This is a genomic window from Algoriphagus iocasae (assembly GCF_014206875.1).
Classification (GTDB): Bacteria; Bacteroidota; Bacteroidia; order Cytophagales; family Cyclobacteriaceae; genus Algoriphagus; species Algoriphagus iocasae.
The window spans coordinates 1,098,166-1,110,107 of the sequence record NZ_JACIJO010000003.1 but is presented as its reverse complement, the minus strand read 5'-3'; the positions used below and the strand labels follow the sequence as shown (position 1 = coordinate 1,110,107).

The following is an 11,942-nucleotide window of genomic DNA, read 5'->3' as shown; positions in this document are numbered from 1 at the left end:
TACGATTTTATTAAGGAGTTTAAAATCAAAATCTGTTTTATGTCCATTCGACGATTTCGTTCTCAAGCTCAATTTCCCCTGAATTTTCAAGCCTCTCTCCTCCCTTTTACTAAGTCTGATCATTATCTTGCGAATTGAATTTAATCCCCAATTATGATTTTTACCATCGAGTCGGAAAGCTTGGTTGTTCAAGTGAATTTGAAAGGAATGGAGCTTTGTTCTATCCGATCCAAAGCAACTGGAAGAGAATATTTATGGCAAGGAGATCCACAATTTTGGACAGGTCAGGCTCCAGTATTATTTCCGATTATAGGTGCATTGAAAGATGGTAAGACTAGTTTTAATGGGAAAGATTATGCACTTCCAAAACATGGTTTTATCAGGAATTCCATGCTTGGTAAACTGATAAAGCAAGAATCTGATCGATTGGTTTTTTTGGTGAAAAGCTCTCCGGAAACTAAGGCTGTCTACCCTTTTGAATTTAGCTTTGAGTTGACTTATGAGATTTCTGGGAAGGCACTTATAGTCTCCCATCAAATCACAAATCGAGGCGATGAATCCATGTATTATTCATTGGGAGGACATCCAGCCTTTAATTTACCCATGTCCTCAAATGAGAAGTTGGAGGACTATTCTGTGGTTTTTCCAAAGGAAGAAACTGACCATACTTGGTTTATTGCCGAAGAAGGTTTGATTGGGGGCGAGGGAGATTTACTTCTTGACCATTCAAAAGAAATTCAATTGAATGATCATATTTTTGATGGGGATGCATTGATTTTTAAACATTTAAAATCCAGATCTGTGTCTTTGGTTCATGCAGAAAGAGGCCCATTTATTAGGGTGGATTTTGAAGATTTTGATTATTTGGGTATTTGGGCAAAGCCCGGAGCTCCTTATGTGTGTTTGGAACCTTGGCTAGGAATTGCGGATTCTGTAAATCATTCAGGAAAACTTGTGGATAAAGAAGGAATCAGAATGCTTCCTGCTAATGCCTCAGAAACTAAAGAATTCACAATCCATATTATGGAATGATTTTTCAAATTTCAGCTGATTCATGATTTTTTAAAGTAGGATAAACGAGGTAGTCAATTGTATAATTCAACTATTTGTTGTAATTTCCTAAGACAAGAAAGCCATTTCTTTAGTGCAACTTTTTCGACACTTCAGTGAATTTTAAATTTTTGGGCTTTCCGGATACAATTACGCTTGGATTATAACAGAGTAGCCGAAAACTGTCTAGAGTAGGCACCATTTTTAATTCCATTTTTATGAAAAAGTCAATTTCAATTGGATTGTTTTGCCTCATTATCTGCACTTTGATCTCAGTCCCTCTTTATGCACAGGACCTCAGTGCGGAACTAGCAACAATCGCTAAGAATTACGAAAAAGCTTACAATGATCGAGATGTGGCATCATTAGTTGCATTCTACACCATGGATGCAGAAAGAATCTTTTCTGATGGTAGAACTTTTAAGGGTAAAAAAGAAATTGCCGCAGGAATAGAGGCAGATTTTACAGATTCACAATTGATGGTTTCAATTCAGAATTCTAGCTATGAGCAAAATCCTGATGGTTCAATCACCATGCTTGGAACCTACCAACTTAAGGGAATTGCAGGTGGACAAGCAGTTGATGTTTCTGGAAAATATACCAATACCTTAAAGAAGGTTAGTGGTAAATGGTTAATCTCTAAATCCAGCCTAGTTTCAGATTAAAGAAATTAATAGATAGCAGAATATCGAATAAGGATAAAATTGGAAGATTACGAATTAATAAACACCTCTTTCACTAACTGTTATAGTCCCGAATCAATCTACTAAACAAAAAATCCATGAAAAAAATACACCTCATTGCAAAATTCGAAATACACCCAGGAAAGGAAGAAGAATTCAAATCCTTAATTCCCAAATGTATAGAAAAAGTCAAAGCGAATGAGACTGGTGCTGAAAGGTATGAATGGTATTTAAATTCTGAAGGAACAGTTTGTCAAGTTCTAGAAACATATTCAAACTCTGATGCTGTATTGGCGCATATGGGAAATGTAGGCGAGTTACTTGGGCAATTAACAGCTATCTCTGATTTTACTGGGGATATCTATGGAAATCTTTCTGAAGAATTGAAAGTAGCAATAGCACCATTACCAGCTAAAAAGTATATTCTTCACTCATCAATTTAAGCTCTTTTAAGTATTGAATTATTAAAAAAGCGACTCTATAATCGAGTCGCTTTTTTTAACAATTTGCTATTAGAATTGAAACTGGATTGACATAGGCCACACGAATCAACTGATAACCAACAGTTAATACTACTAACACTAAGTAATTCGAAAAGACATCGAACAAGTCCAAAATGGATACTCAAATTGTCTTTCGGAAATTACTTTTACCATGCATATTGCACTTCTTTCAAAGTGGCTTTGACAGGATTTTTATTGATTTTGATACCAAAATTATTTTAAATCCTGCTCCTATTTTTTAAATACAGATACTCCTTCCTTGATAGTTTCCTGTACTACAATGTCCTTTATTTTATCAACATCTACCTTCAAAGGGTTTTGATCCAAAATCACCAAGTCTGCCAATTTTCCTTTCTCAAGAGTTCCTTTGGTATTTTCCTCGAAATGCTGGTAAGCACTCCAAGATGTGATTGCCTGTAAGGCTTCGTAGGGAGTCAATCTTTCCTCCTCAGCAAGGATTTGACCGGATCTGGAAACTCTACTTGCAGCAGTCCAGACGACCCGCATCAAATTGGGAAGCGCAACAGGTGCATCTGAATGAATAGTAATCTTCAAACCTTTATTTAGTGCTGTGCGTGTAGGACTGATTGTGTTTCCAAGAGAATCCCCAATGATTTGCTTGTGCCAATCTCCCCAATAGAACGTATGAAGAGGAAACAGAGAAGCTATAATTTTCATTTTTGCCAACTCATCCAATTGGTCAAAACGGATATATTGACCATGGATCATTACAAACCTGCGGTCTTCATTTCCATATTCCTCAAATAAAGGTTTTAGCGTGCTGATCATCTGATCCACTGCCGCATCACCATTGGTATGGGTCAGGGTTTGCCAATTGTTAACTAGGGCTTTTCTATAGATTTCTGTTAAATCAGAATCACTTGGGATAGCAGGATAACCTGCATAATCTTTGGAAGCACCATCAGGAGGAATCAAATAAGGGATGGTTCTCCAAGCTGTTCTACCTTGGGGAGATCCGTCCAGTGTTACTTTCATCCCACCGATTCTGTAATGATTAAAATAGGTTTTGCTATTCCATTTGGTAGGCATATAATCATCCACAAAAAGGTAATCGATGTAACTCACCACATCCAATTTCAATTTGCCCTTTTCTGCCATTTGAGCTAACATCTCATGATTTTGCATGGCTCTTCCCTCCTGCGCTGTCGTGTATCCATAAGAAAGTGCCATTTCCTGTCCAGCATCAAAAAATTTCTGATTTGCTTCTTCGGTCTTTGGACTCATAGCCTTAAGCATCTGAGGGATTGCTGCCAATTCCTCTAAGACGCCATTTGGCTCCATGGAATTTGGCTCCCTTCTTATAATTCCACCTTCAGGATTAGGGGTATCTGCTGTAATCCCTAATTTTTCTAAGCCCAAAGAATTGACCACAGCAAAATGTCCTGAAATATGTATGATAATGATTGGAAATTCTGTGCTCACTTGATCCAAATCATGTTTGGTAGGAAAGCGTTTTTCCTCCAATACAGAATCGTCAAAGCCAGTTCCAAAAATCCATCCTGTCAAGGCTCTATTTTCAGGAGTATTCCAATCCTTTAATGTGGCAATTAAATCTTCCATTTTGTCTACGGAAGCATCAGGCGAGGGAAGCAAAATTGCTCCAATTGCTTGAGATGAAAAATTGGCAAAATGGGCATGACCATCTATAAAACCAGGCAATAAAGTTTTGCCTGCAAGATCAATCATCTGATGACCGGAACCTGCAATTTTCATGGCTTCGGCTGCTGTTCCAGCAAATTTAATCAAACCATCTTTGATTACAAGTGCCTCAACGTAGCTAGGTTCATCTCCAACCATGGTCAAAATATCCCCTCCAAAATAAACTGTGGCAGAATTTTCTGAATCAGCAGGCTTGGTATTACAGCTAAAAAACAAAACTGAAATAAAGATTGAAATAAAAGTCTTTTTCATAATTCTTAAGTTTGACCACTGTTTAAATTTAATATTCCTTAGAGGAAATAGTTCAGAATATCGCATTTTTAAAACATGATAAAACTCAGACTTCTAAACCTATGATAAACAAATCTTTAATATATCTAGTAAGCTTCTTTATGATTTTTTGTTTGAAATCACATGCTCAGTCAAAGCCAATAAAAGCATTGGTTTTAACTGAAAGAGGAGATCAGCATGAAGGGTTTGTACTTGTTGCTTTAGATTGGCTGGAAAAGTTTTCAGAGGAAAACAAAATGGACTATTTGGTATTGAATCATGCCAAGGACTTAGATAGCCTTGATCTGAAAGATTTTGATCTGATTATTCAATTGAATTACCCTCCTTATACCTGGAGCAAAGTAGGTGAAAAGGCATTTGAAAAGTATATAGATGAAGGTCAGGGTGGCTGGATCGGGTTTCATCATGCTACTTTATTGGGTGAATTTGACGGTTATCCCATGTGGCCATGGTTTTCAGATTTTATGGGTGGGATTAGATTCAAAAATTATATTGCTGAGAAAGCCACTGGGACAGTTCATTTAGAGGAAACATCACATCCTGTTTTTAAAGGAATTCCTGAATCCTTTGAACTTCCTGACGACGAATGGTATGTATTCGATAAAAATCCCAGAGAGAACGTTCATGTTCTGGCCAATGTAGATGAGAATAGCTATAGACCTGATTCGGATATAAAAATGGGTGATCATCCGGTGATTTGGGAAAACAAAAGTAAAAAAGCCCGAAATGTCTATTTCTTATTTGGCCACGATGCCAAATTATTAGATGTGGAAGAGTTTAAGAAAATGTTTGCCAATGCAATATTTTGGGCATCAGAGAATTAAAAAAGGGAACTCCAATACCCTGAAGTTCCCTTTTATAACTGAGTGAAAATTCTACTTTCTATAATTAGATTGTCTTTCTACCATCCAACCTGGATATTGCTTAGGAAGTGGACTTATCGCATCAATCTTGGATAAATCACCCTGAGTCAGATTCAAGTTAGTTGATTCAATGTTCGCCTTTAACTGATCCAGAGTTTTCGCCCCAATGATAGTACTGGTAATTCCAGGCTGCTGCCTAACCCAGGCTAGTGCAACTTGAGCGATACTTGCGTCATGCACTTTTGCTATTTCACCCATAACATCAACCAGATCATAAGCCTTTTCTTTATCAATAGGAGGAAAATCAAAATTAGCTCTTCGGGAACCTTCGTCTGCTTCTTCTCTGGTAAATTTCCCCGTCAAAAAACCTCCTGCTAAAGGACTCCAAGGGAAAATCGCCAAATCATGATTCTTTGCCATGGGCACTAATTCATGTTCAATATCCCTGCTCACTGCAGCATAATAATATTGTAAGCCGATGAATTTATGATATCCTCTATACTCAGCAATTGTCTGTGCTTTGGCAACCATCCATGCTGGCCAGTTGCAAATAGAAATGTATCGTACTTTTCCAGATTCGACGATATCATTGAGCGAGCGTACTATTTCTTCCAAAGAGGTAGCTGGATCCACGCCATGGACGTACAGAATATCTATGTAATCCAATTGTAATCTTTGAAGGCTTGCTTCAACCGAATTGAAAATGTGGTATCTGGAAAGACCTGTACTATTCGGTTTATCATTCATCCTTGCCAGAACTTTGGTGGCAATGATGATCTCATCTCTTTTGATGGATAGGTCTTTTAAAGCCTGACCTAAGAGTTGCTCGGATTGGCCATAGGAATAAACATTTGCTGTATCTATAAAATTGATTCCCGAATCCACCACAGCAGTAAGCATTTCGTTTACTTCTTTTTGTTGGAGTTTCCCGATATTATCCCACATTCCTGCATCTTGACCTCCAAAAGTCATGGTTCCAAAGCATAGTTCCGATACTAAAAGACCTGTATTCCCAACATAATTGTACTTCATCGATGGTTTTGTTTTTAGGTTAAAAATGAATCTTGTTTTTTCAACAATGATGTTTCAAAAACAGTTTCGGGAGATAATAGATTTTGGAATTTTGATTCAAGTTTCATGATTATCCGCAATGGAGCCAGTAATTAAAGATTGAGTTTAGAAAGTCGCGGACAATCTCGTCCATCGACGACAGTCCACTGTCCACAGCAGGTTGAAATATACCTAAAACCTTTTTTTGGGCTACTGGTAAAAAAAGCGGATATACATATCAAGTTTTTAGACTTCTGACATCCTTTGTACTTTTATGAACTTCCATATATTTATTGAACATTTTTGTTAATCCTTATGGCTTCCCGAAATCCCAAATTAACCCTTTCCAATTTATCTGGCGCTGATCGAAGAAAATTCATTAAAAAGAGCCTTTTAGGTACTTTTTCAGCAGTGTTGGGAGCAGATATTGTTTATGCTGCTTCCATGCCAAAAGACTACATCCCTGTGGCGATTAGTCTTCAAAGCAATCCTATGGATGGAAAGAATCCAGAAATGATCATTCGGAATGAAAAACCGTGGAATGTGGAAGCCAGACCTCATTTATTGGATGATGCCGTCACTCCTGCTAAGAATATTTTTATCCGAAACAATGGATTGATTCCGGAGAATGTAAATGCAGATACCTGGACTTTAAAAATTTCCGGTGAATCAGTCGTCGAGGAAAAGACCTTTACTTTAGATGAATTGAAAAAGAATTTTAAGCCATACACGTATCAATTGGTCTTGGAATGCGGAGGCAATGGAAGAGCAGGCTTTTACCCACCAGCTTCTGGAAATCAATGGGAAGAAGGAGCTGTGGCTTGTTCTGAATGGACCGGTGTTCGACTTCGGGACGTTCTTCAGGCTGTTGGGATTAAATCAGATGCCGTTTATATAGGATATTATGGAGCAGACAAGCATCTCAATGGCAAAGCCGATGAAGTAGTTATTTCACGTGGCGCTCCTATGTCTAAAGCCATGCAGGATGAGACTTTACTTGCATGGGCATTAAATGGAGAAGATATTCCCTTGGCACATGGATATCCATTAAGGTTGGTGGCAGGAGGATGGCCGGCTTCGGTTTCCGGTAAATGGGTTCATACGATAGTAGTACGAAATAAAGTCCATAATGGAGCTAAAATGATGGGCGATGCCTATCGTGTTCCCAAATATCCAGTGGCTCCTGGCACCAAAGTTCCGGATGAGGATATGAAAATCATCGAATCCATGCCAGTTAAATCCTTGATTACTTTCCCTAAGACTGGAGCCATGTTTGATAAATCAAGAAAATTGGCTGTGAGAGGAAAAGCATGGGCAGGAGAATTGGAAGTTTCAGGCATGGAGGTATCCATTGACTTTGGAGCAACTTGGATTAAATGCCAATTGAAAAAGCCAAAAAACCGATTGGCTTGGCAGGAATGGAATGTGGAACTGAGTTTCCCACAGGAAGGCTATTATGAGGTTTGGGCCAAAGCAACAGATAGTGAAGGAAATTCTCAACCCATGGTAATACCAGGCTGGAATCCAAAAGGTTATCTCAACAATGCTTGTCATAGAATTGCCGTCAAAGTAAGTTAACCCATTATGCAAGACGAGAAAAATCAATCGAAATACATGCAGTTGAAAAACCGGATTTTGGCATTTATTGCTTTGATTCTGGTTTTGAGTTTAGGTTTGTTTTTGATCACTTGGATACAAAGCGATTCTGATTCCAGTAAGGATTCAGGAAAGGAAGCGGCTGAGTTAACAGAATTAGATTCCCTTGCGATCAGTCAAGAAGGAAAAGATCTGGATCCTGAAACTCAATTGGTATTAGGAAATGGTTTTGAGATTGTGAAAGGGAATTGTACCAACTGCCATTCCAGCGCTTTAATTATTCAAAATAGATTCACAAGGGAAGGTTGGAAAGCTAAAATAGAATGGATGCAGGAAACCCAAGGTTTATGGCCTCTAGGAGAAAGTGAAGATGTGATTTTAGATTATTTGGCAGAACATTATGCACCAGAAGCTTATGTAGGAAGAAGAGCTCCTTTGAAAGATATTGAATGGTATGAATTGGATTAAATCAAAAGCTTCTCACTCCATAAACTTCGGAGGATGCTTTTCATCAAAGTCTGTCATATTTTGATAGGCTTTTGCCAAAGCAAGAATACTTCCTTCATCGTATAAATTACCAATCAGCGTAAAGCTTGTTGGCCTCCCCTTTTTATCAAATCCATTTGGAACTGAAACTACTGGATGTCCGGTCAGATTGGTGATTAATAGTTGCCTGCTCCGATAACTTGGGGCAATAATGACATCATACTCTTTCATAAGTACATTCATTTCCTCTATTAACATTCTTCTCTGTCGATTGGCTTGAAGATATTCAACCGCCGGAATAAAACGGGATTGTCTAAGAGAATTAGCTCTTGAACCTCCATCCTGCTCTACCATTAAATCTACTTCACCAGAGCGTACAAGTTCATCGAAAAATGCTCCAGCCTCAGCTCTTAAGATGATATCAAAGGCCGAATAAGGAAAGCCTTCTGGAAGTTCGACCGAATCAGCCTGAATCCCGATTTCTTTAAACACTTCTAATGAGGCCCTCAAATTATCACCAGTGATAGTGGTGTCTTTATCCAAATCCTTTTTGAGGTAGGCAATTTTCAATTCCTTTGGCAACTTAAAAACCTGATTGAAAGGAACATCATTAGTACTTGGATCCTGTTGGTCTTTGCCATAAATAGCTGCAAAAACGATTTCACAATCTTCTGCATTCCTTGCCAAAGGTCCGATTTTATCCATAGACCAGCTTAAACTCATCACACCTTGGCGACTTACTCGACCGTATGTTGGTCGTAATCCTGTCACTCCGTTGCGGGTAGATGGAGAAGTAATCGAACCTAGAGTTTCCGTTCCCAAAGCAAAAGGTACTAATCCCGCAGAAGTGGCTGAACCTGAACCTGCAGATGAACCAGTTGCTCCCTGTGTAAGATCCCAAGGGTTTTTGGTCTTCCCACCAAACCAAACATCCCCTCTAGCAAGGGAACCAGAAACCAATTTTGCAATTAAAACTGCTCCTTGTTCTTCCAATTTCTTTACGACCGTAGCAGTATAATTTATCATTTGATCTTTATAGGGTTCGGCTCCCCAAGTTGTCGGATAGCCTTCCACTGCCATCAGATCTTTCACACCGTAAGGAATACCATGAAGGATGCCTTTATAATTCCCTGCAGCAATTTCCTGATCTGCTTTTTTTGCTTGTGCCAAAGCTAATTCTTCAGTCAAGGTGATTACAGACTCCAATTCTCCATCAAATCGCTTGATTCTGTCAATAAATAATCGAGTGAGTTCTTCTGAAGTAACTTTCTTATTTTGGATCAAAGAGGCTAATTGGGGAATGGTGAAAAATGCGATTTCTTCGAAGTTTTCAGGAACCGATACATTATCCGGAATTTCGAATACCAGATCTGATTTCTCTGAAGAAGCTATAAATCCCATTGGATGTGGATCAAACATCATGGCGGGAAAAACCTCATTTGGGGTTTCGTAAGATCTCAAGCTATCATACCCGGCTTTATTTCTTCCCAAATAATCATACATGGTTTCTATAGCAGGCTTCTCAAATTCCAATCCTATCAGTTTTTGAGAACTTTTAATATCCTTTTTGCTAAACCCAGACTCATTTGTTTTACAAGAGAAAAAGAGAGCTAAAGCGATAAAAAATACCGCTAAAGGGTAAATTTTTTTCATAGATAACATGAGAAAGTGGTTTATAAAAAGAGCATTACTTCAAAAGAAATCCAAAACTCAACTGTCTAAAATAAGGTAATACTTCTTGAAGAGAAAGAAGAAACCATCCAAAAGAGGGCTTAAGATTTGAATTTTGATGAGTGGTTTCTGGAGATTTGAAGAAGGAAGTTAAAAAAACAGGCTTTGGTCCTAAGAAATTTTTAAAATGTAAAGGACTGATTTTTCACTGTCCTTTACATTTTTTTAAACTAATCCGTTTTTGAATTGCTATATTGAGATAACGATCAGAGATTTTAATTTTCTAAATTGAGTTGATACATTCTAAAATCGTAAGAATCAAATCTGCTACTCAAAGGGAAAGTATAGGGTTTTCCTGGTATTAATCCCCACATTTTTTCAATTGGAAAGTCATTATTATTAAAGAAAATTGTTTGATAACGACTCACTTTTTTGGTGAGCAAATCAATGCTATAATTATCGGAATGGTTGCTCAGGTAAAATTCATTTCCAATAATTTTTAATCCGATTAATTCTCTAGAATTCAAAGTTGGAAATTCACCAAATAGTTCTGGCTGTTCCCCTAACCTAAATCTCCACAATACCAGATAGGAAGTTCTTTCTTGGAAATAGTAGATATAGTCTTGCTGTGCCCACATCCGAATATTGCTTTTTACAAATTCAGGAACATCAAAACTTAATTTCTTCCAAAAACCAGAGATTGGATCAAGCTGGAGGTATTTCTTTTCCAAATTAGAGACTGCGATTATATTATTTTGGTATTCAAAAAACCGATGCAAAAAACTATGTCCAAGTGGTAAATCATCCATTCTTTTCCACTGCAGGGTGTTCAAGTCCAATTTCCACAGATCCAGATAGGGCTGAACAGAACTTTCAAGGATTTTATAACCAAAACCTACGAAAAGCTCTGATTTAGAAGTACCCAATAGATAGACTCCATTCCTTTCTTCTTTTGCTCCAGGAAAAGCCGGTAATTCTGTTATGCCATTACTCAATGGATCATAGTAATAATTGGTAGAAAGGTCATTTCTCCAAAATACCAATTTGTTTCCGGCAGGTATCATTTGATAGCTAGGCCAACTAACATGCTGGAAACTATCTGTAATGAACTTCCAGCTTTCTTTTATTTCAAACTTTTGTGGATACACATAGATAAAATCATTGCCAACTAGTTTCAGGTCAAATGATCCGGCCAAATAATTTGATACAGTTCCTTTATATGTTGTAGGATTTATTTTTTCCAATTCAATGAGTTGGTAATTCCCTGTAGGATAATCATTTATAGAGAGTATGAGATTCCCTTCGTATTCCCTGTCAATGGTTATCAAGATTTCTTGTCCGACATGTGCAGCAAGTGTATTGATAGTTTCAATTTTTGGATACCCAAATGTAAAATGTTCAGGCAAGGTCACCGATTTCCCCATCACGGTTAACTTGAGATCATAAGCGTCCCCAAGGGTTGTCATCGGCCTGCTATTTCTAGTCAATTCTACAGTCAACTCCTGATGAGTGCTAGAAATAATTTCAATGTTAAAATACTCCTCAATGAATGGGATTTCTATCAGGTTCTGGTCTTTGACTGAACTGAAATAATCTCCTGTTATTTTAAACTGGGTTGAACCAGAAATCTCATTAATTGAAACATCTGAAATTATTGGTGCATTTACCCCTTTGCTATAAAATTGGATCGATTCACCATAAATAGTTGTGTTTCCCGAACGAACGAATGGTTTTACCAAATATTCAACTTTAGGCTTTAGATCATATTTAAGTTTATAGGAAATCAATTCTTGCCCAGGTGCACCTTGTGTTTCTATTACTAAATATTCTTTAGGGAGATTATATTGTTGGAATACACTTTCCTCCAAAAATTCCACTCCATAACTTTCAATTGCAATTTTCCCTTCCTTCAAAACTTCGAACTCAACTATTGCCCCGGTTTCATCGATCGAATTGACATCAATACTCTGAATAAAGGGGTAATTTCTAGGAGAAACTGTTTCTTCATGCTGGCATCCAATAAGAAAAAATACTACTGCTGTTGCAATACTATAAATGCTCTTTCTCAT

At 37.6% G+C, this 11,942-nt stretch carries 10 protein-coding genes; 6 read left to right on the top strand and 4 right to left on the bottom strand.

Features of this window, described 5'->3' with window-relative positions:
- Positions 1-153 precede the first annotated feature (153 nt).
- The 3 genes from FHS59_RS18950 (at position 154) to FHS59_RS18940 (ending at position 2,176) form a co-directional block, all read left to right on the top strand.
- Positions 154-1,032 (top strand): aldose 1-epimerase family protein, encoded by an 879-nt coding sequence (locus FHS59_RS18950; protein ID WP_184496986.1) that lies wholly within the window; start codon positions 154-156, stop codon positions 1,030-1,032.
- Between the two features lie 236 nt (positions 1,033-1,268).
- Positions 1,269-1,715: a YybH family protein gene (locus FHS59_RS18945; RefSeq protein ID WP_184496985.1), complete on the top strand. Its 447-nt coding sequence runs from the start codon at positions 1,269-1,271 to the stop codon at positions 1,713-1,715.
- A gap of 116 nt (positions 1,716-1,831) precedes the next feature.
- Complete coding sequence (locus tag FHS59_RS18940) at positions 1,832-2,176, top strand: putative quinol monooxygenase (protein WP_184496984.1); 345 nt, start codon at positions 1,832-1,834, stop codon at positions 2,174-2,176.
- Positions 2,177-2,467: 291 nt separating this feature from the next.
- Here the strand turns inward: FHS59_RS18940 and FHS59_RS18935 are convergent, their stop codons facing one another.
- Positions 2,468-4,168, bottom strand: coding sequence for an amidohydrolase (locus tag FHS59_RS18935; RefSeq protein ID WP_184496983.1), 1,701 nt, complete (start codon positions 4,166-4,168; stop codon positions 2,468-2,470).
- A gap of 140 nt (positions 4,169-4,308) precedes the next feature.
- Here FHS59_RS18935 and FHS59_RS18930 point away from each other — a divergent pair, with 140 nt between their 5' ends.
- Positions 4,309-5,031, top strand: a complete 723-nt coding sequence (locus FHS59_RS18930) for a ThuA domain-containing protein (protein WP_246388515.1) — start codon at positions 4,309-4,311, stop codon at positions 5,029-5,031.
- A gap of 51 nt (positions 5,032-5,082) precedes the next feature.
- Here the strand turns inward: FHS59_RS18930 and FHS59_RS18925 are convergent, their stop codons facing one another.
- Positions 5,083-6,102 (bottom strand): aldo/keto reductase, encoded by a 1,020-nt coding sequence (locus FHS59_RS18925; RefSeq protein WP_184496981.1) that lies wholly within the window; start codon positions 6,100-6,102, stop codon positions 5,083-5,085.
- 333 nt (positions 6,103-6,435) lie between these two features.
- Between FHS59_RS18925 and FHS59_RS18920 the strand changes: the two genes are divergently transcribed.
- Both FHS59_RS18920 and FHS59_RS18915 read left to right on the top strand, forming a co-directional pair.
- Entirely contained in the window at positions 6,436-7,698 is a 1,263-nt protein-coding gene (locus tag FHS59_RS18920; protein WP_184496980.1) for a sulfite oxidase, read from the top strand.
- Positions 7,699-7,704: 6 nt separating this feature from the next.
- Positions 7,705-8,184, top strand: coding sequence for a hypothetical protein (locus FHS59_RS18915; protein ID WP_184496979.1), 480 nt, complete (start codon positions 7,705-7,707; stop codon positions 8,182-8,184).
- A 12-nt stretch (positions 8,185-8,196) separates the two neighbouring features.
- Here the strand turns inward: FHS59_RS18915 and FHS59_RS18910 are convergent, their stop codons facing one another.
- Entirely contained in the window at positions 8,197-9,855 is a 1,659-nt protein-coding gene (locus FHS59_RS18910) for an amidase (RefSeq protein ID WP_184496978.1), read from the bottom strand.
- 293 nt (positions 9,856-10,148) lie between these two features.
- Positions 10,149-11,942: a Kelch repeat-containing protein gene (locus tag FHS59_RS18905; protein ID WP_184496977.1), complete on the bottom strand. Its 1,794-nt coding sequence runs from the start codon at positions 11,940-11,942 to the stop codon at positions 10,149-10,151.